We start from the raw sequence: 20,730 nt of genomic DNA, 5'->3' as shown, positions 1-20,730 counted from the left end.
ATCACGGTCCCGCGCAAGGCTTGCGTGGACCTGACCGAGATGAGCGCGCCGGTTTCAGCCTCGCGCAAGCCAGCTCGTCTACTCCTCGCCATGTAGATTGCGAGAAGGAGCGGCGCGTTGAGCGTACTGATCGGACTGACGATAGCAGTAGGTTCGCTGATCGGTGGTTTTGCCGCCATGGGCGGGCATGTCGCCGTGCTCTGGCAGCCATGGGAGCTGGTCATCATCCTGGGAACGGCGATCGGAACCTATATCATCGCCAACCCGATGAAGACCGTCTCCGATACCGGCGCGGCGGTGACGGAAGCGCTGCGAAACGCCGTACCGAACCAGGCGCATTACTTCGAGATCCTCGGCGTCCTCTATGCGTTGATGCGCGAATTGCGCAACAAGGGCCGCGCCGAGGTCGAGGCGCATGTCGAAGCTCCCGCTGAATCCGCGCTCTTTGCGAATGCGCCCAGCGTCCTGGCGGACGCCAGGCTGACGACCTTCATCTGCGATTATTTCCGCCTGGTCATCGTCGGCAAGGCGCAGGCCCATGAGGTCGAGGCCCTCCTCGACGAGGAGATCACGAGCCAGCTCCAGGACAGCCTGAAGCCCTATTACGCGCTGGGCATGGTGTCGGAGGCCCTGCCCGCGCTGGGCATCGTCGCCGCCGTCCTGGGCGTGATCAAGGCCATGGGTGCGATCGACCAGTCGCCGGCCCTGCTCGGCGGCTTCATCGGGGCCGCGCTGGTCGGCACCTTCGCCGGCATCTTCTTCTCCTACGCGGTGATCGGGCCCATCGCCCAGAAGATCAAGACGACGCGCGAACGGCAGGCCCGGGTCTATATCGTCGTCAAGCAGACCATCCTCGCCTTCATCGGCGGCGCCGCCCCTCAGGTCGCGCTCGAATATGGCCGCAAGGTCATCTCGGCCAGCGAGAGGCCCTCGATCGACGAGGTCGAGGACAAGACGATCAGCGCAGCTCCGCCGCGCGGCGCTGCCGCCGTCGCCACAGCCGCCAACGACCGTCCCCAGCAGGAAGCCGCCTGACATGAGCACAGCTGCACAGCCCCTCCGCGAGGACAAGCTGCTCGACTCGACGGGCATCTCGATCGACCGGCTGCCGATGCTGCAGATGGTCTTCGACCGACTGGCGACGAGCTGCGCCGACGCGGTGCGGCAGATGTCCTCCTCGCCGGCCTATTTCTCGCTCGCCGGCGTCCAGAGCCAGCGCATCGGCGACGCGCTCAACGCCCATGCGTACAACGCCATCGCCGGCATCTTCCATGCGCGTGAATGGGATTCGCGCATCCTGATCGGCTTCGATCGCGATTTCATCTTCACGCTGCTGGAGGTGATGTTCGGGGCCGATGGCAGCGAGGCGCCGTTCAAATACGAGCCCGACTTCCCCGATGACGAGCGCCCCTACACCAATATCGAGATCCAGGTGGCCCAGGCGCTGTTCGAGCTCGCGGCCCGCAACCTGAAGAGTGCTTTCGCCCCGGTCTGCGACGTTTCCTTCGATTTCGAGCGTGTCGAGACGCGCATGTACTTCGCCACGATCGGCAGCCGCAGCAACCTCGCCGTCAAGGCCCAGTTCCTGGTCCAGGGCCTCGACAATTGCGGCCAGATGTTCGTCGTCATCCCGCAGACCGCGCTGAACCCGATCCGCCAGAATCTGGCCCATGTCCATTCCGGCCAGTCCACCGCCCGGGACCCGCGCTGGACCAAGCAGATCCGCTCCGAGGTGCAGCGGACGGAAGTCAAGCTCTCGGCGATCCTCGAAGAGCGCGCCATGACGCTCGGCGAGATCGGCTCGCTGCAGATCGGGCAGGTGATCGAGCTGCAGGCGTCGCCGCAATCCAAGATCCAGCTCCAGTGCAATGACGAAACCGTCTTCTGGTGCCAGCTCGGGCAGCGCAACGGCTCCTATGTGCTGCGCATCCAGGACCACGCCAACGAGGAACAGGAGTTTCTAGATGACCTTCTATCTCGGTGAAGTCGTACTCTTCGCGGCGCTGCTGCTCACCAGCCTCCAGGTCCTGCGGATGCGCAGCGAGCTCAGGCGCATGCGCAGCTTCCATGCCGAATTCCAGAGCGTCTTCAGCCAGACCGAGGCCGCTCTGGGCGCGATCCAGTCCACCGTCCGCGATCTCCAGGCCAGCGGCCGCGAGGTCGTCGAGGAGCTCGGACAGCGGATCGACACGGGCTGCAATCTCCTGCGCGAGCTGAAATCGGCCAACGCGCGCGCCGAGCGCATCTCGCCCCGCACGAGCCGAGACGCCAACGCCGCCTGAAATGCCTTCATCCCCGCTGCCGGATGCGACCGGCAGAGCGTTCCCATAGTCTCCGGAGAACCCCATGACGAAGCCAAACAAATCCGTGAAGCTGCCCGAGCTGACGTCGGAGGACATCCCCGCCGGCGTGGCGGAGGCGGAAACCGAGAACGCCTCGGCCACGGCGGAAGGAGCGCCCGGAGCCGTCACTGAGGCGAATGAGACGCTCAATCTCGACGCCGTGATGCGCATTCCCGTCAATATCCAGGTCGTGCTGGGCAGCGCCACCATGCAGGTCGCCAATCTGATGAAGCTTCGCCGCGGCGCCGTCGTGCAACTCGACCATCGCGTCGGCGAACCGGTCGATGTCGTCGTGAACGGACGGATCGTCGCGCGCGGCGAGGTCGTGATCGTCGAAGACGACAACAGCCGCTTCGGCGTGTCGCTCACCGAGATCGTCGGCGTCCAGGCCAAGTTCGAAGCGTGAGTGGATCGGACCGATGACCGGGACTGTGAAGGACAACAGGGCGAACGCCACGCCAGCCATCGTCCCGGCGGGTGACGGGCTCAGCGGAGCGCAGAAGGCGGCCGTCCTGGTCCTGGCGATGGGCAAGCCCCTTGCCGGGCGGATGCTGAAGCATTTCGAGCCCGGCGAGATCCGCCTGCTGATGCGCTGCGCCGCCGAACTCGGACCGGTCCCGGCCGACAATATCGCGATGCTGGTGGAGGAGTTCAGCGATCGCTTTTCCAGCGGCGTAAACCTGGTCGGCTCGCCGCGCGAGGTCCAGAAGCTATTGACCGGCATGCTGCCGGCCGAGGAGATCACCGAGATCATCGGCGAGACGGCGGATGCGGCGAACCGCTCGATCTGGGACCGCGTCTCGATGATGTCGGAAAGCGTGCTGGCGGGCTATCTCGCCAAGGAGCATCCGCAGACCATCGCCTTCATCCTGTCCAAGCTCAGCCCGGCCTGCGCCTCGCGGATCATGACGCAATGGCCGGCCGGCCAGCGCCACGAACTGATGCGCCGGATGCTGAACCTCAAGCCGGTGGCGGAGCAGCCGGGCGCGATCGTCGAGAAGGCGCTCTATGAAGGCTTCACCCTGAATCTGGCGCGCAACAAGGGCGCCGACACCCATGCCCGCATGGCCGACATCCTCAACAAGATGGACAGCCAGGACATGGAGGAGGCGCTCGACAGCCTGCAGCGCGTGCGCCCGGAATCGGCCGAGATGCTCAAAGGGCTGCTGTTCGTCTTCGAGGACATCGTCAAGCTCTCGCCCCGCGACCGCATGGCGATCTTCGACCAGGTGCCGACCGACCGCCTCGTCCTGGCGCTCAAGGGAACCGAGACCCTGTTCAGGGAGCAGATCCTGTCCTCCCTGGCGACGCGCGCGCGCCGCATCGTGCAGCAGGATCTCGAGAACGGCGAGCCGGCGCTGCAGCGCGACGTCATCGAGGCGCGCCGCGCCATCACCGATGTCGCGCTCGACATGGCGGGCCGCGGCGAGATCGAGCTCAATTCGGAGCGCGAGGACGGCGCTTACTTCCAATGAGACGGTGACCGGCATTGTCCGAGCAAGACCAGGAAAGCAAGACCGAGGAGGCCTCCGAGAAGAAGATTCGGGACGCTGTCGAGCGCGGCAACACGCCCTCCTCGAAGGAGGCGCCGATCTTCGCCAGCATCGCCGCGACCTTGATCGCGAGCGTCTTCCTGATCCGCGCCAGCGGCGGCGAGCTCGCACGCTTCCTCTCGAACTTCCTCAGCGATCCCGCCGGCTTCGACATCTCGACGAACAAGAACACGACGACGCTCCTGGTCTATGTCGCCGTCCAGGCCAGCCTCTTCGTCGGGCCGATCCTGCTGCTCTTCATGGTCTTCGGGCTGAGCGCCTCGTTCCTGCAGCATGCGCCGCAGTTCTCACTGGAACGGATCAGCCCGCAATGGTCGCGCATCTCTCCCGGGAAGGGCTGGTCGCGCATCGCCGGGGCGCAAGGCCTGATGGAATTCGGAAAGTCGCTGGCCAAATTCGCCGCCATTGCGGTGACGACCTGGCTGATCCTCAAATCGGACAAGAACACGGTGGTGACGGCGATGCTGCAGGACCCAAGCACGATTCCGGAACTGGTCCTCACCATCGCGACCCGGCTGCTCTCGGCGGCTTGCGTCGCGACGATCGTGATCGTCGCCGCCGACCTCGTCTGGACGCAGAAATCCTGGCGCCGCTCGCTGCGGATGACGAAGCAGGAGATCAAGGACGAGCACAAGCAGGCCGAGGGCGACCCGATCCTGAAATCGCGCCGGCTCTCGCTGGCCCGCGACCGCGCCAGAAGCCGCATGATGGCCGCCGTGCCGCGCGCCACGATGATCATCGCCAATCCGACCCATTACGCGGTGGCGCTGCGCTATGTGCCCGAGGAAGGCGGCGCGCCACTGGTGCTCGCCAAGGGCATCGACCTGATCGCCCTGAAGATCCGCGAGATCGCCGAGGCCAACGACATTCCTGTGATCGAGGACCGCGTCCTGGCGCGCTCGCTTCATGCCGGCGTGCAGATCGACCAGATGATCCCGCCGGAGTTCTACAAGGTCGTCGCCGAGCTGCTGTGCCTGGTCTATGCCCGCAAGGTGGCTTGAGCGCTCCATGCGCTCAGGTCAGCCTCGCGCAAGCTTCGGCTGCGACAAGGGAGTGGATGGCAGGTTGACCTGATGGGCGCGTCCCACATCGTCAAAGGCATGATGCCGCCCTGCCATACCGGTTAAAATCCGGAATGTTCCCCATCATTCATCGATAGAGGAACAGAAACCATGACCAGCCTTCTCACGAACTCCTCGGCCATGACCGCGTTGCAGACGCTGTCCATGACCAACAAGAACCTCGCCACCACGCAGAACCGCATCGCCACCGGCCAGCGCGTCTCCACCGCTTCGGACAACGCCGCTTACTGGTCGATCGCCACCACCATGCGCTCGGACAACAAGGCTCTCGGCGCCGTCAAGGACGCTCTCGGCCTGGGCGCTGCGACCATCGACACGATGTATACCGGCCTCAACGGCACGGTCGACGTCGTCTCGGAGATCAAGGCCAAGCTCGTCGCCGCCCGTACCCCCGGCGTCGACCGCGACAAGATCCAGAGCGAAATCACCGAACTCCAGAAGCAGCTCAAGAACACCGGCGACTCCGCTGTGTTCAACGGCGAGAACTGGATCTCCGTCGACTCCGCTTCGGCAAGCTACAATTCGACGAAGTCGGTCGTCTCGTCCTTCTCCCGCGCCGGTGGCGTGGTCCAGATCGACACGGTGACCGTCGACCTCGAAGCGATCAAGCTCTACGACAGCAAGGCGGATGCGACCCCGGCCACCAACGTGGTCACCGGCCCCAGCACCGGCACCTTTGTCGCCGCGGCCGGCAACATCACCGTCCAGGTCGGTACTGGCGCCACGTTGAACGTCGCCACGACGGCGACCTCGACGCTGGACAGCATCGCCAAGGACATCATGAAGCTTGGCATCGAGGGCTTGACCGTCGCTGTCGACTCGGCAAACGGGCAGCTGGAGTTCGCCAACCGTAACGCCCAAGGCGTCACGATCACCCTGAACAGCGGTCTGACGGCACCTGCCGCGCTGGCCACCGCTCCGGCGACGCAGACCGGCAAGGGCATCCTCGACAAGTCCTACGACGCCTATAACGGGACGGCGTGGGAAACCTTCAGCGTCAACGATCTCGACATCTCGGCGCTGACCGACAACGCCGCAGACCTCGCGAAGCTCGAGACCTATATCTCGGCCGTCGACGATGCTCTGGGTGACATTACCGATGCCGCCACCAATCTGGGCGCCATCAAGAACCGCATCGGCCTTCAGCAGGACTTCGTGCAGGCCCTGACCGACTCGCTCGATCGCGGTGTCGGCCAGCTCGTCGACGCCGACATGAATGCCGAATCGACCCGCCTCCAGGCTCTGCAGACGCAGCAGCAGCTCGGCATCCAGGCGCTGTCGATCGCCAACTCCGGCAGCCAGAGCATCCTCTCGCTGTTCCGTAGCTGACGCCTCCGCGCCACCGCCGACGCCAACGGGCCACGCTCCTCACGGAGCGTGGCCTTTTCGTTGCGCGACGCAATGCTCGCGCAAGGCTGGCGAGGAATACTTCCGTCATAACCTCCGAAGCTCGAAGGAACGACGATGCCGGGTCGGCAATACGCTGAAGAGATTTGGCTCAACCTCCAGCAGCTCGGGCATAAGCGCCTCGCAGCGCTCGCCGCGATCGGGCTGTTCGTCTTCGGGGCGATCGGCGCCAGCGCCTATTATCTCAGCCGGCCGGAGATGTCGGTCCTGTACAGCGGCCTCCAGCGCGAGGACGTCAACCGCATCGGCGCCGCCCTGCAGGAGGCCGGGGTCGTCTTCGACGTGAACGCCGAGGGATCGCAGATCCTGGTCAAGCCGTCGCAGGCCGGCCAGGCGCGCATGCTGCTCGCCGAGAAAGGCCTGCCGCGCAGCACCAGCGGCGGCTACGAGCTCTTCGACAAGCTCGGCTCGCTCGGGCTGACCTCCTTCATGCAGGAGATCACCCGCGTGCGCGCCCTCGAAGGCGAACTCGCGCGCACGATCCAGCTCATGCGCGGCGTCAAGGCGGCGAGCGTGCATCTCGTCCTGGCCGATAAGGGCTCCTTCCGCCGCGACCAGCAGCCGGCCTCGGCCAGCGTCGTCGTGCGCACCGAGACCTCGGGCGCCGGCAACATCGCGCAGGCCGTGCGCCATCTCGTCGCCTCCGCCGTGCCCGGCCTCACCACCGAGAAGGTGACGGTGCTGAACACCGACGGCACCGTGCTCGCCGCCGGCGGCGAACCCGGCCAGATGCAGGCGGGCAAGCTCGCCGGGCTGCAGCAGAACGTCAATCGCGAGATCCAGGACAATGTCCGCAAGGCGCTGACCCCTTATCTCGGCCTGGAGAATTTCGAGATCAGCGTCGCAACCGACCTGAACACCGACCGCAAGGAGACCAGCGAGACCGTCTTCAACCCCGATTCCAAGGTCGAGCGCTCGGTCCGCGTGGTGCGCGAGAACGACACCTCGCAGAACGCCGCGACCCAGGAGCCGACCACGGTCGAGCAGAACGTTCCCGAGCGCGCGGTGCGCGCCGATGGCGGCCAGCGCTCCAGCGAGGAGAAGCAGCGCCGCGAGGAGCTGACGAATTACGAGATCTCCTCGAAGAAGACGCAGACGATCAGCGATGGCTACTCGATCGCGAAGATGTCGATCGCGGTGCTGATCAACCGGCCGCGCCTGGTCGAATCGCTCGGGGCCGCGCCCTCGCAGGAACAGATCGACCAGCGGCTCGACGAGGTCAGGCAGGTCGTCAGCTCTGCCGCCGGCATCAGCAACCAGCGCGGCGACAACATCAAGGTGCTGGCCGTCGACTTCCTGCAAGGCAGTCGCACGCTCGAGCCCGCCGCGCCCATCGGCATCGGCGAGGCGCTGCTGCGCCAGTCCGGGACGCTGATCAACGCGGTCACGATCCTGGCCCTGGCGGCGCTGATCATCTGGTTCGGCCTGCGGCCCTCGATTGGCGCCCTGCTGAAGCGCCCCGAGCCCGCGCCGGTCGTCGCCTCAGTCACGGCCGGCGACGCCCCGGCCCAGATCGCGGGGCCCGAGCTCGGCCTCAACCTGATCGGCGATCTCACCCAAGCCTCGCAGCGCTCGCCGCTGAAGAAGCTGGAGCAGCTCATCGACTTCGATGAGGCTCAGGCCGCCGCCGTCCTCAAGCAGTGGATCCAGGAAGGAGCGCGCGCGTGAAGCACCGTCCGGTCAGCGACTTCATCCCGAGTTTCGACATCGAGGAGATCAGCCCCCCGGACGTCGCCGCCGAGAGCGCAGCCTCTGACAGCGCCGCGGTCGAGCTGCCGCCCTTCCTGCTCAAGCTGCCGCGCGAACCGGCGCCCGATCTCGACCAGATCTTCGAGAACGGCCGCCAGGCCGGGCTCACTGAGGGCCGCGCCGAGACTGAGAGGCACATGACGGCGTTGCGCCGGGAGGCTGCCGAGACGCTCGCCGGCGAGCGCCGGAGCTGGGCCGACGATGTCGCCATGCGGCTGGAGGCGGAGCTTCCCAAGGCGCTCGAAGCACTCGGCGAGACCCTGTCCGACACGGTCGGCCGCCTGCTGTGCCCGTTCCTGGAGGCAGAGCTGAGGGACGCCGCGAGCCGGGCGCTGATCGAGCAGATCACGCCGCTGCTCGCCGGAAGCGACGGCTCGCTCATCCGCATCAGCGGTCCAGCCCGCATCCTGACGACGCTGCGTTCGGTCTTCCCGGAAGGCCGGGCGGTGGAATTCGCCGAGAGCGACGCAGTCGAGGTCGCCATCGTGGCGCAGGACACCGTCATCGAGACCCGCATCGAGGCCTGGGTCGCCCGGCTGGAGGGCAAGGGGCCCGACCGCCGGCGCCGCCGATCCGAAGCTCTTGGCCCAGCAACGAACCGGAACGCGTGAGCATGAGCAAGGATCAGCCGGACATCATCATCGTCCGCCGCTCCGCGGGGAGGGTCGCGGACCAGCCCAAGACCGGCGTCTGGAAGATTGCCCATGCCGACTTCATGACGGCGATGATGGCGCTGTTCCTGGTGCTCTGGCTGGTGAATTCGACGAACCGCGAAACACGCTCGCGCGTCGCGCAATATTTCAACCCGATCCGGCTCTCGGACACGACCGCCGACCGCAAGGGCGTGCGCAATCCCCAAGATGCCGACCCCGGCGAGGCCGAGCACGCCATCCGCCATGAAGGCCACGAGATCGGGGCGGCCGGCTCCGGGTCCGAACGCCGCCCGAGCATTCCGGCCAGGGATCCAAGGCAGGGCGCGGCGGGTTTCGAGGACCCTTACGCTGTCCTGGCCGAGGTCGCCGCGAGCAAGACCGAGCCCAGGGCCGACAAGGCCCTGCCCCAGCCCCTAGCCGCGACGGGTGCGCCCGGCGTGAGGGGCGACGAGGTGCCGCGCGACCCGTTCGATCCGAATTTCTGGCGCCAGGCACTGCAGGGCGAACCCGCCGTCAAGCCAGACACCAGAGCGGTCGCGACGGTCTCGCCGGCAACTGCCCCGCCCGCGCCTCAGCCCCAACCCACACCCATTGCCCCGGCACTGAGGCGGACGGAGCCGGAAACCGCCCCGGTTCTCGCCCAGGCGAAGGAGACCGGCGCAGAGCAGCCGGGAGCCGTTGCCACTTCGGGCGCGGCGGCGTTGCCGATGAGCCCACGCAGCGTCGCTCGGCCAGAGCCGGCCCTGAGTGTCAAGCCCGGCGCCGAGCAGACCCCGGCCGACACCGCCGTCGCCAGGGCGATCGCGGCTGCGATCTCAGGCGGCAAGGAGGACAGCCAACGTCGCGACAGCCCCCAGGTCGATGTCCGCCAGACCGATGAAGGCCTGCTGATCAGCCTGACCGACGACGCCAATTTCGGGATGTTCGCGATCGGCTCGGCCGACCCGCATCAGGAGACGGTCAAGGCCATGCAGCGCATCGCCTCCGTCCTGAACAAGCGCGAAGGCGCGATCATCATTCGCGGCCATACCGATGGGCGGCTCTTCCGCGGCCGGCAGAACGACAATTGGCGGCTCTCGACTGCGCGCGCCCATGCCGCGCAGGACCTGCTGATCCAGGGCGGCATCGACGAGGCCCGCATCGAGCATGTCGAGGGCTATGCCAGCCGCAAACCGCGCGCGGCCGACCCCAACGCGGCGGAAAACCGCCGGATCGAGATTCTTGTCAGAGAGAAGCGGGCATGAGGCACATCGCGCGAGGCCTCTGGATTGCGTCCACGGTCTGCCTTCTGGCGTCGCCGGCTCGGGCACAGACTGAGGCCGCCCCTGCCCCGTCTCCGCAGCCCTATCAGATCGTGCGGACGCTGCAGTCGCTCCAGAACGAGGCCGCCACCGGCAGCAAGGCCGCCCATGCGGCGCAGGCCAAGCTGCTGCGGGATGTCGAGCAGCCCCTGCTGCAGCAACCTCCGGAGATCTGGACCGATCCGCGCAACACCCGCGCCATCGTGCAATATGTGCTCAGCGGCGGCCAGCCCACGGTGCTGCGAGAATTGCTCGCCCGCGGCGAGCCCGTCGGCTTGCCGCAGGGCCTGGCCGAGGGCGCGCTCGCCTATGTCACGGGCGACAGCGCCAGGGCGCGCACGCTGCTGCTGCCGCTGGACCCTGCGACCCTGCACGAAACGCTCGCCGGCCATCTCGCGCTCATCCAGGCCAGCCTGATCATGCGCAGCGACCAGAAGCGCGCACTGGAATTGCTCGACCAGGCTCGCCTGCTCGCTCCGGGTTCGCTGGTGGAGGAAGGCGCGCTGCGCCGCGCGGTCTTCATCGCGGCCGAGATCAACGAGCTGGACCGCCTGGAAAAGGCGACCGCGCAATATATCCGCCGCTTCGACCGCTCGGTCTATGCTGAGAATTTCCGCCAGAGCTTCGCGACCGGGCTGATCCGCTTCGACATCGGCCGCGATGCCGACAAGTTTCCCCGGCTCGTCGCCACGCTGCAGGCCTTCGACCGCGAGCAGCGCCGCGCCGTCCTGCTGATCATCGCGCGCGACGCCCTGCTCAAGGGCCGCTTCGAACAGGCACGCCGTGCCGCCGACGAGGCGGCCAGGCTGCCGGGCGCCGATCCCGACACGGCCGCGCGCACCTCGCTTTATGCCGCCGCCGCGCGCATTGCGGTCGACCGTGCCGACGGCGCGCTCGTCACGCTGAAGACGATCAACCCCGCCCGCCTGCCCCCCGCCGAGACCGAGATCCTGCAGACGGCCCTGCGCGTCGCCTCGCATATCGTCGATGCACCGGCCCGCCCCACCACGACGCCGAACGCCGAGTCCGAGCCCGCTGGTATCGACCCCGGCATGAAGCGGCTCGTGACCATGGCGGAGAGAAGCCTGCGTGAATCGCAGGCCCTGCTCGATTCTCCGCCCAAGGCAAGGAAGACGCCATGAGCAACCTCGAAACGCCAACTCTTCCGCAAGGCCGCGCCGCCGCGAATGCGACCGGCAAGGATGCCAAGGCGCGAGGCGGAATCGGCGGGCGCGAGGAGCGCGGCTCGGCTTTTCGCGCCCTGCTCCAGAGCGTGACCAACACAGCGCCGCAGGGAAAGCTCGCCCCTGCCGAGAAGGGCGCGGAAGTGGCCTTCGCGGAATCGAGCGAGGATGGCGCGGCAGCTGGACCCGACGTGACCACTGCTGCGGCCATGCCGCCGCAGCCGGACGCTGCGACCTCACCGGACGCGGCGGCGCGGCTGCTGCTGGGCGCCCTGCAAACCCCGGCCCGCGACGCTCAGGAGCCGCGCAAGGAACCGACCAGACGCGACGCCTCGCTCGCCAGCTTGAGCAGCGCCCTGGCGCAGGCTGGTCGGATGGCCGGCGCCGACACGGCCAAGGGCGCCGCCCGCCCGCTCGCCGGAGAACAAGGCCCCGCCATGCCGAGCGACGATGAGTCGGGCCCGGACCTGCCGGGGGCAACGGCTTTGTCCCAGCTCAATGACCTGATCGACGACAAGGCCGGCGCCACTGAGGCCATGAAGGAGGATAGCCAGCCGGCAAAACCGCTCTCCATCAGCATCACGCGCCAGGAGACCTATCTGCCGCCGGTCATGCGGCTGTCACCGTTCCAGCAAGTGGTCGAGCCGATCAGGCAGGCGGCCGTCGAACTGGCCGCCTCGCGCGCGGAGGCCGTGCCCGAGCTCGGGTCGGACAAGCCGGCCGAAATCTCCGCGCCCACCAAGATCCTCCATATCGAACTGCGCCCGGTCGAGCTCGGCAGCATCATCGTCAAGCTGCGGCTGTCGCAGGGCGGCATGGAGATCCGGCTCGAGGCCAGTCGCGCCGAGACGGCGCAGATGCTGGCCAATGACAAGGATGCTTTGCGCGAGGTCATCAAGGCGAGTGGCTATGCGATCGACGCCGTCTCCGTGGAAACGGTCCATATCGATGCCCCGGCCTCAGACCGCCAGCCCGGACAGGGCAACGCCTCCGACGAGCGCTCGGGCGGGCGTGACGGAGACGGGCGCGGCTTCGAGCAATCCCGACAGGGCGAGCACCGGCAGGAACCGCGCCAGCGCGGCTGGGTTGCCGACATCGCCTCCAGCAAGGACGAATCCCATGACCTGGATGATGCCCGCAGCAAGGGCCGCGATCCGTCTCGCTATCTTTAGCCTGCTCGCTATCTTTAGCCTGGCCTCGCCGGCGCTCGCGCAGACCGTCTGCGAGGAGCACATGATCCGCGTCGCCAAGGCCTACGACATTCCTGTCGGCGTGCTCTATTCGGTCGGCCTCACCGAGAGCGGCCGGCGCAGCTCGCTGCAGCCCTATGCGCTCAACATCCAGGGCAGGCCCTTCTTCGGCGCGACCAAGGAAGAGGCCCTGAACGCCTTCAACGCCGCCCACGCCGAGGGCAAGAAGCTGATCGATATCGGCTGCATGCAGATCAACCACCATTACCACCGCGATCAGTTCCCCAGCCTCGACGCGATGTTCGAGCCCGGGCTGAATGTCGAATACTCCGCGAAATTCCTGAAGCGCCTGAAGGCGCGCCATGACAGCTGGACGATGGCGGTCGCCCGCTACCACGCCGGGCCCAACAACAATCCGGCCCAGCAGCGCTATGTCTGCACTGTCATCCGCAACATGGTCGCAACCGGTTTCGGCCAATGGACCGACAAGGCCAGAGCCTTCTGCGGGTGACGAGAGCGTTCTGCGGGTGAGGCCGGTCAGCGCCGCGCGAAGAGCGCCAGGCCGACGACGCCCATGGCGAAGGTCGCCGCGCCGGACGCCGTGATCATCACGCCGACCCCGAACTGGCCGAACAGAGCGGGAGCCGCGAGATAGCCGATCAGCGAGCCGGCGAAGACGGCGCACATCTGCAGGCGGTAGACCTGCGAGAGGCGCTGCGGCGGAAAATCATGCTGCATGATGTGGAGCAGCGCGAGATTTTCGAGCGGTCCGTTGATGGCGGCAAAGGCGGCGAAGGCCATCAGCCAGGCGCGGTCGGGCGCGAAGGGCAGCAGCATGACGCCGGCGCCGAAGATCAATTTTGAGCCGACGAGCCATAAAGCGGGACGCTGCGGCCGCAGGCTCACCAGGACGAGGTTCGCGCCGAGATTTCCCAGCCCATAGGCGGTCATCATCAGGCTGTAATCCGTGAGCGGATCGGTGCTGGTCGCGCGCAGATACAAGGCCATGCCGAGCAGGAAACCCATCGACCAGGCGATATTGCCGACGAGATCGGCAATCAGACCGTACCGCATCACGGCATGCCCGCGCATCGCGCGCAGGCCACCCGACAGCGCGTCCCTCACCGCGGCAAAACCCCGTCCGCTCGAAGTCGGCGGAATCTCGACGCCTTTCAGGCCGTGCCCGACGCCGATCGCCGAGAGCAGGAAGCCCGCCGCCGTGATCGTGAAGAACTGCCCGATCGGCACGATGCCGTTGACCAGCGCGATCAGGCTCGGGCCGAGGATGCGCGCCATGCGCCGCGTCGCATCAAACAGACCGTTGACCGCGTGGCGCAAGCGAGGTTCGGGCGCCAGCACCGGAAGCGTGCCTTGCAGTGCCGGATCATAGGCCGAGGTCGCCAGCGCCACGAGCCCGGCAACGATCGCGAGCAGCGGCAGGCTCATCAAGCCGAGCATGCCGGCCACGGACAGGACGACAAGAAGCAGCGCCCGAATGAGGCTGGTTGCGATCATCGTCGTCTTGAAGCGCCAGCGATCGGTCAGGACGCCGCCGAACAGACTGCCTGCGAGCAGCGCTCCCGCCTGCAGCGCCGAGATGTAGCCGGCATCGCGCCCGATCAGCGAGGTCGCGATCCACACCACCGCGACCATGTAGAACTCGGCCCCGGTCGCGGAGAACAATTGGCTGCCCCACAGCAAGGCGATGCGGCGCTCTGCGAGCGGTTTGAAGACGAGCATGGAATGGCCTTGGCAGCGTGGGGCCGCGACGTTTACACCGCAGCCGGGGCGCCGCCAGCGACGTTTGAAGCCGGCTCTCGCCTGGAATACGCATGACGCCGCGCCGGTGGCCGCCTGCCGGCCTGTCCCAGCCGGTCGGAGGGCGCTGGAACGCCGCACTCGTCGCCGCCACCCGCTCCTGATATAGAGCGCTTCAAATCAATGGCCGCGAGCGGGCTTCCAGCCCAGGTGAACCGTCCCCATGCACATCAAGATAGGCACGCGGCGCAGCCCGTTGGCGATGGCGCAAACCAATTACATCATCGGCCTGATCAAGGCGAAGCACCCCGAGACCGAGTTCTCGCTGCACCCGATCGCGACGATCGCGGACAAGGACCGCGTCTCCGAATTCCACCAGTTCGGCATCATCGGCGTGTTCTCGACCGAACATGAGGAGCAATTGGTCTCCCGGGAAGTCGATATCGTCGTCCACTCCCTGAAGGATCTGCCGACGACGCTGCGCGAGGGACTGGTCCTGGCCGCCGTCCCCGAGCGGGAGGATGCGCGGGACGTTCTCTGCGGCGCGACGCTGGACAATCTCAAGCCCGGCGCCAAGGTCGGAACCGGCTCCCTGCGGCGGCGCGCCCAGATCATGAGCCTGTGTCCTGATATTGAGGTCGTACCGATCCGCGGCAATGTCGGCCCCCGGCTCGCCAAGATCGACGGGGAGCACGGCCTCAGTGCCGTGATCCTGGCCCAGGCCGGGCTTCAGCGCCTGGGCTTGGCGGGCGCCACGACGGAATTGCTGGACCCGCAGCTCTTTCCCCATGCCGTCGGCCAGGGCGCGCTCGGTATCGAGGCCAGAGGCGACGACGCCGATGTGCTGGCGATCCTGAAGGACATCGAAGATCCGAAGGCCCGCGCCGAGGTCGATTGCGAGCGAGCGATGCTGCATGCCCTGGGGGCGGGCTGCAGCCTGCCTGTCGGCGTCTGCACCAGTTGGAAGGACGGGCGCCTCGCCCTGCACGCCCAGATCACCTCGCTCGACGGGCGAGAGCGCATCGTCGCCACGCAAGAGGACACCGCCGAACGGGCCGTCGAACTCGGGCTCGCCACCGCCGAGACCTTGCGGCTTCGCGGCGGCGTCGCCATCCTCGAATCATCCTACCGAAGCTTCGGCGGCCACTTCAAATTCCTCGGTGCGTAAAAACGTCGATGCTCCCCTTCAAGACAAAAGAAAAAGGCCACCCTTGCGGACTTATACCCAACATCGACATGGTTCGTGCGTCGGCGGGTAAATGGCCAATTGTGACAGCGGGTATAGCGCCAGACCGTGCGCTTCGACAGGCCGACTGCTCCGGCAATTGCGTGCCCGCTCGTACCCTCCACGCCGTGGCGCCAGAATAGATCGGCCGCATGGTGGGACACTGCCAGCCGTACCTCTTCGATTTTCAAGCGCTCGATAATGGTCTCGGTGTCAGTTAGTGCCCGATTTGCATATGGCACTAAGTGACACGCGGCGCAGGGCCAGTCAGGCGGCGCTCGACGGCTTCGCCAAGTTCTTGAGGGTTGTCTGCTCCCTGAACCATTCGCGGGCACGTCTGGCCGGCATTCCACCCCAGCGTTCGCCAGCCGGAATATTCCTCATGAATCCAGATGCCCCGGCCAGTTGAGCGCCCCGACCGATGTGGAGATGGCCCGCAATGGCGCTTTGCCCTCCAACGGCGACGCCATCGTCCAGAACGGTCGAGCCTGCGATGCCAACCTGCGCGGCGATCACGCAGTGGCGACCGATCCGCACATTGTGAGCAACCTGCACCAGGTTATCGATTTTGGTCCCGGCTCCGATGACCGTGTCCCGCCCGCTGCCGCGATCGACCGTCGTGTTCGCGCCGATCTCGACGTCGTTTCCGATCAGGACGCGGCCGAGCTGTGGCACCTTCACATGGCCTGAAGCGCTTAGCGCGAACCCGAAGCCGTCCTGGCCGATGCGTGCCCCGGGATGGATGATCACGCGGTCGCCCATGTCGCATTGCGCGATGGTGACGCCCGCGCCGATCGAACAATCCCTGCCGATCACGACATCGGCGCCGAGCACCGTATGGGCCCCGAGCCTCGTGCCGTCTCCGACGACGACCCCGTCTCCAATGACGACGCCGGGATCGAGCACAACCCCGACACCGACCTGGGCCCCGGGATGCACGAAACACCCGAAGGCCGTGCCGGCCTGGCCCAGAACAGGCTCGGGCCGCAACGCTTCCGGGTGCAGCCGAGCGAGCAGGTTGGCATAGGCCAGGTGCGGATCCCGGACGACGATGGCGACGGTCCCGGGCGGGACAATATCGGCGAAGCGCTCCGTCACGATGCAGACGCCCGCCAGGGTGGCCCGCAACGCCTCCGCGTAGCGGCCGTGATCCATATAGGCCACATGCCACGGTTCAGCTGTCTCGAGGCTGGCTCCTCCGCTCAGCCGAACCTCGGGATTGGCGGATACCGGAAGCGATAATCCAGCCTCTTCCGCGAGTTCGGCCAAAGTTATTCCAGTAGGCTCAGAAATTTGGATCGCAGTCATGATCGCCTTCCGATAGGTCGGTTTCGGTTCGATGCCGCGCCCGTGAAGAACGTGAGCCCGCCCGCGGATGACGGATTCTGTGAAGCGGGCTACTGATTCTGCCGAACGCCCCGCATGACTTGTGATTTGCACCGTGCATTACGACGTTCGATTGTTTGAAGCGTGTCCGACCGAAGGCTTGATATTTGGAAATGTTACTAAGAGGACAGCGTGAGAGACGCGGGCGCCGCGATTGCGGTGGTGATATCGAACTGCGTGCGGGACGAACCGCTGCCTCGCGCCAATAGCTGCCGTTAGCGCTCTGCCTGGAAGCGGACATTCCTGGCTTTTGCGGTCCTGGCTTTTGCGGCGACCATCAGCTTCCGGTGATTCACCGTATGGTTCCGATCTACCCGCGGCCCTATCGAGAGAAACATCTTGAGCCGTTGGCTTCTACGCTTGCATATCCTTTGGGTACTCGCACGGGCTTAACCTGAGCCATATGACGGCTCTAAGCCCCTCACTGAGGGGCTTGGAGAACGTTAAGGTCCTGCTTTTCACCAAACTATGTACAGGAAGCTGGATGGAATAACCCGCGGGTGGCCTTTCCTCTTTCTGCGATCCTGTGCCGCCGGCGCTTAGCGCGTGGCGCGACGCGTCTCGCGCACAACCGTCGGCGCCGTGATCGCGCCAGCCGCTCCGCCGACCACCGCTCCGACAGGGCCGGCGACGACCGCGCCGGTGCCCGCGCCCACCGCCGCGCCGCCGATGCGCTGTTCCGTCCGGTTGCCGCAGGCTCCCAGCGCGAGTGCGGTCACGGCAAGCAAAGTCAGGGTCAGGGTTTTCACAATGATTTTCCCAAAAGAGATCGATGGTTGGAAACGCCTGGCGATGCCGGAAAGTTCCCTTGCCTAGAGGTTGTTAGGGACTATGGGGGCGCCATGGTTGCGTCACGCGCATGCATGCCGGCCCGGCTGCGGGACGGATAACGCCGCCGTGCTGCTGAGGCTAGCATTGCAGCCCTGCCGCCCCGGAGCGCTTGCCATGCCCCGCTTCCTCTGCCGCCAATGCGGCGCGCGCTTTCCCGATGCCCCGACACCACCTCCCGGCTGTCCGATCTGCCTCGACGAACGGCAATATGTGCGCTGGGGCGGGCAGGACTGGCTGACACCAGACGAGCTGGCCGCCGATCACCATATCGCCTGCGCGCCGGACCATGGTGTGCTCGGCCTGCGCATCCAGCCCGCCTTTGCCATCGATCAGCGCGCGCTGCTCGTCGAGGCCGAGGACGGCAATCTGCTCTGGGACTGCATCGGCCTGGTCACGCAAGCCGCGCTCGATGCGATCCGGGCGCGCGGCAAGATCATCGGCATCGCGATCTCGCATCCGCACTACTACACCGCGATGGCGGAATGGGCGCAGGCGCTCGACGTGCCGGTGCATCTCCATGCCGACGACCGGGTCTGGGTGACCGAGCCCGATCCGGCTATCAGGCACTGGGACGGCGAGGCGCTGAAGCTTGGCCCCTCGCTCACCCTCCTGCGCTGCGGCGGGCATTTTGCGGGCGCGACCGTGCTGCATCACGCGGCGGGAGCGGGCACGCTCTATACCGGCGACGTGCTGCAGGTCACCCCCGACCGCCGCCATGTCAGCGTGCTCTACTCCTATCCGAACATGATCCCGGTCAACGCCGCGACGATCCGCCGGATCGCGGCGATCCTGGAGCCTTACGCTTTCGACAAGGTCTATGGCGCCTTCGAGGGCCGGGTCATCGCCGGCGGCGCCAAGGCGGCGCTGGAGCGCTCCTTCGAGCGTTATCTGGCGGCAATCGCCTGAGGTTTTTTGGTAGCTCAAGCCGGCTTCGCCCTTGCGATATCCGGAAAAATCCGTATACAGCCGGCATCGCATCAGCCGCACCATTCGCGTGGTCGATGAGGGCCGGTCTCCGGTTCGCGTCGGAAGGCTTAGTTTTTGACCGGTTTGCCCGCAAAGGCAGATCGACGGAGTTGAGACCATGAAGATCCGCAATTCGCTGAAGTCGCTGCGCGCGCGCCATCGCGACAACCAGCTCGTGCGCCGCAAGGGCCGCGTCTACATCATCAACAAGGTCCAGAAGCGCTTCAAGGCGCGCCAGGGCTGAGATTAGGCGCGCGGCGGCTTCGTCGCGCGGCTCTCGCTCCGGTTGGACCGCATGGCGGGGCGCCCTCGGGCGTATCCCGCCTTTTTGCGTTGTGGCCAAGTCTTTGCGCGTGGCCAAGTCGCCTCTCCGTGAATTGACGCGCGCAGCAGCTCCTTTACACTGCAGTGCATGATCAATTCGCGCATGCTTCCCGTCGCTTTCGCGCTGGCGCTGGCCGCAGCCGCGCCCTTCTCGGCCGCCCCGCTGCGCGCTCAGGAAAGTCCGCCGCAGCGCCCCGGCTTCGTCCCGCCCGCCGACAAGGACGATAATCCGGTTGCGCCCACACCCGCCCCGCCAAGGACACCGGCCGCCACGCTAGACCGTCTGTTCGAGCGCCTCGCGGCCGCCAAATCGCCCGAGGAAGCCAAGGGCATCGCCAATCTGATCCAGCGCCGCTGGGCGCGCTCGGGCTCCGACACCGCCGATCTGCTGATGACGCGCGCCCAGACGGCGTTGCGCGACAAGCAGACCGAACTCGCGATCGAACTGCTCGACCGCGTCATCAGCCTGGAGCCCGACTGGGCCGAGGCCTGGAACCAGCGTGCCAATGCGCTCTTCATCGCCGGCGACCCGATTCGCTCGATGCTCGACATCGGCGAGACCTTGAAGCGCGAGCCGCGCCACTATGGCGCGATGATCGGCCTCGGCTCGATCCTGCGGCAGCAGGGCGACGACAAGCACGCCATGGTGGCCTATCGCCGCGCGCTGGCGATCTATCCACAGCTGGAAGCGATCAAGAGCGCCGTCGAATCGCTGGCGAGCGAAGTCGACGGACGCGACGCCTGAAGCACTCATCTTGATTCCTGGCGAAACCGAAGCCGGCGCGGCAACGTAAGCAAAGCATGCTGATCCGCGCCCTCGTCACCCTCGCCCTTCTCCTCGCCACCGGCGGCCTGATGCTGCGAACCGAATGGTTCGGCGCCGAGGTCGCCCGGCTCTACCCGCCCAAAGGGGCCTTCGCCGCCCTCCCCGGTGGCCGGCTGCATTACCGCGAACTCCAACCCTCCGGCGAAAGCCATGGCACGGTCGTGCTGGTCCATGGCGCCTCCTCGGACCATGCCGACCTGCTGGCGACGCTCGGACCCGAGCTCGGTCATTACCGCGTCATCGCGCTCGACCGGCCAGGCCATGGCTGGAGCGACCGGTTGGAAGGCGCGGCGATGGCCGATCCCGCACGCCAGGCTGCGGCGATCATGCAGGCGCTCGACCAGATCGCGCCCGAGCGCTTCGTGCTGGTGGCGCACTCGCTCGCCGGCGCGCTCTCGACCCGCATCGCGCTCGACCGGCCCCAGCGATTGAAGGGCCTCGTCCTGCTCGGCGGCGTCACCCATCCCTGGCCGACTGGCATCGCCTGGTATCACCACCTCGCAACATGGCCCTTGATCGGCCCGCTCTTCACCAGGCTCGTCGCCTTGCCCGCCGCGAATCTCATGCTGGACGAGGGTGCGAGCAGCGTCTTTGCACCGCGTGCGGTGACGCCTGGCTATCTCGATACGGGCGAGATCAGATTGCTGCTGCGCCCGGCCGACTTCCAGGCTAATTCGCAGGATATCGCCGCGACCCTTGATTTCGTCACAGCGCAAGCCCCGCGCTATCGCGAGCTCAAGGTGCCGGTGACGGCGATCACCGGCGACAGCGACGCCATCGTCTCGCCGACAATCCATTCCGCCGCGATCGCGCGCGAGGCGCCGCAGGGCCGGCTCATCCTGCTGCCAGGCGTCGGCCATATGCCCCACCACGCCGCGCCGGAGATCGTCGTCGAGGCGATAGACCAGATGGTCGGCCCCCGATCGGGCCTGGCGCTGAACTGACCCGCGCGA

21 protein-coding genes are annotated in these 20,730 nt (G+C 66.7%); 18 read left to right on the top strand and 3 right to left on the bottom strand.

Annotated elements, in window-relative coordinates; genetic code table 11:
* Positions 1-117: 117 nt before the first annotated feature.
* The 13 genes from motA to ACSQ3P_RS29005 all read left to right on the top strand — a co-directional run bounded on the left by motA (position 118) and on the right by ACSQ3P_RS29005 (position 12,972).
* Entirely contained in the window at positions 118-1,035 is a 918-nt protein-coding gene (gene motA, locus ACSQ3P_RS29065; protein ID WP_436168911.1) for a flagellar motor stator protein MotA, read from the top strand.
* A 1-nt stretch (position 1,036) separates the two neighbouring features.
* Complete coding sequence (locus ACSQ3P_RS29060; RefSeq protein ID WP_310146547.1) at positions 1,037-1,984, top strand: flagellar motor switch protein FliM; 948 nt, start codon at positions 1,037-1,039, stop codon at positions 1,982-1,984.
* A complete protein-coding gene (locus ACSQ3P_RS29055; RefSeq protein ID WP_436168910.1) occupies positions 1,965-2,282 on the top strand; it encodes a hypothetical protein in 318 nt (105 codons plus the stop codon). The genes ACSQ3P_RS29060 and ACSQ3P_RS29055 overlap by 20 nt, the downstream gene beginning before the upstream one ends.
* 64 nt (positions 2,283-2,346) lie before the next feature.
* Positions 2,347-2,748 (top strand): flagellar motor switch protein FliN, encoded by a 402-nt coding sequence (gene fliN / locus ACSQ3P_RS29050; protein ID WP_436168909.1) that lies wholly within the window; start codon positions 2,347-2,349, stop codon positions 2,746-2,748.
* Positions 2,749-2,761: 13 nt separating this feature from the next.
* On the top strand, positions 2,762-3,817 hold the full coding sequence (locus tag ACSQ3P_RS29045; RefSeq protein WP_436168908.1) for a flagellar motor switch protein FliG: 1,056 nt from the start codon (positions 2,762-2,764) through the stop codon (positions 3,815-3,817).
* A 14-nt stretch (positions 3,818-3,831) separates the two neighbouring features.
* On the top strand, positions 3,832-4,896 hold the full coding sequence (locus tag ACSQ3P_RS29040; protein ID WP_436168907.1) for an EscU/YscU/HrcU family type III secretion system export apparatus switch protein: 1,065 nt from the start codon (positions 3,832-3,834) through the stop codon (positions 4,894-4,896).
* Between the two features lie 171 nt (positions 4,897-5,067).
* The gene (locus tag ACSQ3P_RS29035) at positions 5,068-6,306 is read left to right on the top strand and encodes a flagellin (protein ID WP_436168906.1); all 1,239 of its coding nucleotides are present in this window, start codon (positions 5,068-5,070) and stop codon (positions 6,304-6,306) included.
* Between the two features lie 135 nt (positions 6,307-6,441).
* Entirely contained in the window at positions 6,442-8,052 is a 1,611-nt protein-coding gene (gene fliF, locus ACSQ3P_RS29030) for a flagellar basal-body MS-ring/collar protein FliF (protein ID WP_436168905.1), read from the top strand.
* Positions 8,049-8,744, top strand: coding sequence for a hypothetical protein (locus tag ACSQ3P_RS29025; RefSeq protein WP_436168904.1), 696 nt, complete (start codon positions 8,049-8,051; stop codon positions 8,742-8,744). The genes fliF and ACSQ3P_RS29025 overlap by 4 nt, the downstream gene beginning before the upstream one ends.
* A 2-nt stretch (positions 8,745-8,746) precedes the next feature.
* Positions 8,747-10,030 carry a MotB family protein gene (locus tag ACSQ3P_RS29020; protein ID WP_436168903.1) on the top strand — a complete coding sequence of 428 codons (1,284 nt, stop codon included), beginning with the start codon at positions 8,747-8,749 and terminating at the stop codon, positions 10,028-10,030.
* A complete protein-coding gene (locus ACSQ3P_RS29015; protein WP_436168902.1) occupies positions 10,027-11,229 on the top strand; it encodes a chemotaxis protein in 1,203 nt (400 codons plus the stop codon). The genes ACSQ3P_RS29020 and ACSQ3P_RS29015 overlap by 4 nt, the downstream gene beginning before the upstream one ends.
* Positions 11,226-12,443 (top strand): flagellar hook-length control protein FliK, encoded by a 1,218-nt coding sequence (locus ACSQ3P_RS29010; RefSeq protein ID WP_436168901.1) that lies wholly within the window; start codon positions 11,226-11,228, stop codon positions 12,441-12,443. The genes ACSQ3P_RS29015 and ACSQ3P_RS29010 overlap by 4 nt, the downstream gene beginning before the upstream one ends.
* Positions 12,391-12,972 carry a transglycosylase SLT domain-containing protein gene (locus ACSQ3P_RS29005; protein WP_436168900.1) on the top strand — a complete coding sequence of 194 codons (582 nt, stop codon included), beginning with the start codon at positions 12,391-12,393 and terminating at the stop codon, positions 12,970-12,972. Before ACSQ3P_RS29010 ends, ACSQ3P_RS29005 begins: the two co-directional genes overlap by 53 nt.
* A 26-nt stretch (positions 12,973-12,998) precedes the next feature.
* Here ACSQ3P_RS29005 and ACSQ3P_RS29000 read toward each other — a convergent pair whose 3' ends face one another.
* Complete coding sequence (locus ACSQ3P_RS29000; RefSeq protein WP_436168899.1) at positions 12,999-14,201, bottom strand: MFS transporter; 1,203 nt, start codon at positions 14,199-14,201, stop codon at positions 12,999-13,001.
* A gap of 241 nt (positions 14,202-14,442) precedes the next feature.
* Between ACSQ3P_RS29000 and hemC the strand changes: the two genes are divergently transcribed.
* On the top strand, positions 14,443-15,387 hold the full coding sequence (hemC, locus tag ACSQ3P_RS28995) for a hydroxymethylbilane synthase (RefSeq protein ID WP_436168898.1): 945 nt from the start codon (positions 14,443-14,445) through the stop codon (positions 15,385-15,387).
* 324 nt (positions 15,388-15,711) lie between these two features.
* On the opposite strand, the gene lpxD is transcribed toward hemC, so the two are convergent.
* Together lpxD and ACSQ3P_RS28985 are read right to left on the bottom strand one after the other, a co-directional pair.
* Entirely contained in the window at positions 15,712-16,755 is a 1,044-nt protein-coding gene (gene lpxD / locus ACSQ3P_RS28990) for a UDP-3-O-(3-hydroxymyristoyl)glucosamine N-acyltransferase (RefSeq protein WP_436168979.1), read from the bottom strand.
* Positions 16,756-17,369: 614 nt separating this feature from the next.
* Entirely contained in the window at positions 17,370-17,579 is a 210-nt protein-coding gene (locus ACSQ3P_RS28985) for a hypothetical protein (protein WP_436168897.1), read from the bottom strand.
* Between the two features lie 196 nt (positions 17,580-17,775).
* On the opposite strand from ACSQ3P_RS28985, the gene ACSQ3P_RS28980 reads away from it, so the two are divergent.
* The 4 genes from ACSQ3P_RS28980 to ACSQ3P_RS28965 all read left to right on the top strand — a co-directional run bounded on the left by ACSQ3P_RS28980 (position 17,776) and on the right by ACSQ3P_RS28965 (position 20,721).
* Complete coding sequence (locus ACSQ3P_RS28980; RefSeq protein ID WP_436168896.1) at positions 17,776-18,567, top strand: MBL fold metallo-hydrolase; 792 nt, start codon at positions 17,776-17,778, stop codon at positions 18,565-18,567.
* Positions 18,568-18,745: 178 nt separating this feature from the next.
* Entirely contained in the window at positions 18,746-18,871 is a 126-nt protein-coding gene (gene ykgO / locus ACSQ3P_RS28975) for a type B 50S ribosomal protein L36 (RefSeq protein WP_038363015.1), read from the top strand.
* A gap of 183 nt (positions 18,872-19,054) precedes the next feature.
* Positions 19,055-19,696 (top strand): tetratricopeptide repeat protein, encoded by a 642-nt coding sequence (locus tag ACSQ3P_RS28970; RefSeq protein WP_436168895.1) that lies wholly within the window; start codon positions 19,055-19,057, stop codon positions 19,694-19,696.
* 56 nt (positions 19,697-19,752) lie between these two features.
* Entirely contained in the window at positions 19,753-20,721 is a 969-nt protein-coding gene (locus ACSQ3P_RS28965) for an alpha/beta fold hydrolase (RefSeq protein WP_436168894.1), read from the top strand.
* Positions 20,722-20,730: the final 9 nt, after the last annotated feature.

The organism is Allobosea sp. LjRoot9, from assembly GCF_964252745.1.
Taxonomy (GTDB): Bacteria; Pseudomonadota; Alphaproteobacteria; order Rhizobiales; family Beijerinckiaceae; genus Allobosea.
Note: the sequence above shows the minus strand (reverse complement) of the source record. Positions and strands in the feature narration are given on the sequence as shown.

What these genes read in the sequence shown, in the direction of transcription:
- ACSQ3P_RS29060 (WP_310146547.1), top strand. Translation starts at nt 1,037, where the DNA reads ATGAGCACAGCTGCACAGCCCCTCCGCGAGGACAAGCTGCTCGACTCG.
- ACSQ3P_RS29055 (WP_436168910.1), top strand. Translation starts at nt 1,965, where the DNA reads ATGACCTTCTATCTCGGTGAAGTCGTACTCTTCGCGGCGCTGCTGCTC.
- fliN (WP_436168909.1), top strand. Translation starts at nt 2,347, where the DNA reads ATGACGAAGCCAAACAAATCCGTGAAGCTGCCCGAGCTGACGTCGGAG.
- ACSQ3P_RS29045 (WP_436168908.1), top strand. Translation starts at nt 2,762, where the DNA reads ATGACCGGGACTGTGAAGGACAACAGGGCGAACGCCACGCCAGCCATC.
- ACSQ3P_RS29035 (WP_436168906.1), top strand. Translation starts at nt 5,068, where the DNA reads ATGACCAGCCTTCTCACGAACTCCTCGGCCATGACCGCGTTGCAGACG.
- fliF (WP_436168905.1), top strand. Translation starts at nt 6,442, where the DNA reads ATGCCGGGTCGGCAATACGCTGAAGAGATTTGGCTCAACCTCCAGCAG.
- ACSQ3P_RS29020 (WP_436168903.1), top strand. Translation starts at nt 8,747, where the DNA reads ATGAGCAAGGATCAGCCGGACATCATCATCGTCCGCCGCTCCGCGGGG.
- ACSQ3P_RS29015 (WP_436168902.1), top strand. Translation starts at nt 10,027, where the DNA reads ATGAGGCACATCGCGCGAGGCCTCTGGATTGCGTCCACGGTCTGCCTT.
- ACSQ3P_RS29010 (WP_436168901.1), top strand. Translation starts at nt 11,226, where the DNA reads ATGAGCAACCTCGAAACGCCAACTCTTCCGCAAGGCCGCGCCGCCGCG.
- ACSQ3P_RS29005 (WP_436168900.1), top strand. Translation starts at nt 12,391, where the DNA reads ATGACCTGGATGATGCCCGCAGCAAGGGCCGCGATCCGTCTCGCTATC.
- ACSQ3P_RS29000 (WP_436168899.1), bottom strand. Translation starts at nt 14,201, where the DNA reads ATGCTCGTCTTCAAACCGCTCGCAGAGCGCCGCATCGCCTTGCTGTGG.
- hemC (WP_436168898.1), top strand. Translation starts at nt 14,443, where the DNA reads ATGCACATCAAGATAGGCACGCGGCGCAGCCCGTTGGCGATGGCGCAA.
- ACSQ3P_RS28980 (WP_436168896.1), top strand. Translation starts at nt 17,776, where the DNA reads ATGCCCCGCTTCCTCTGCCGCCAATGCGGCGCGCGCTTTCCCGATGCC.
- ykgO (WP_038363015.1), top strand. Translation starts at nt 18,746, where the DNA reads ATGAAGATCCGCAATTCGCTGAAGTCGCTGCGCGCGCGCCATCGCGAC.
- ACSQ3P_RS28970 (WP_436168895.1), top strand. Translation starts at nt 19,055, where the DNA reads ATGCTTCCCGTCGCTTTCGCGCTGGCGCTGGCCGCAGCCGCGCCCTTC.
- ACSQ3P_RS28965 (WP_436168894.1), top strand. Translation starts at nt 19,753, where the DNA reads ATGCTGATCCGCGCCCTCGTCACCCTCGCCCTTCTCCTCGCCACCGGC.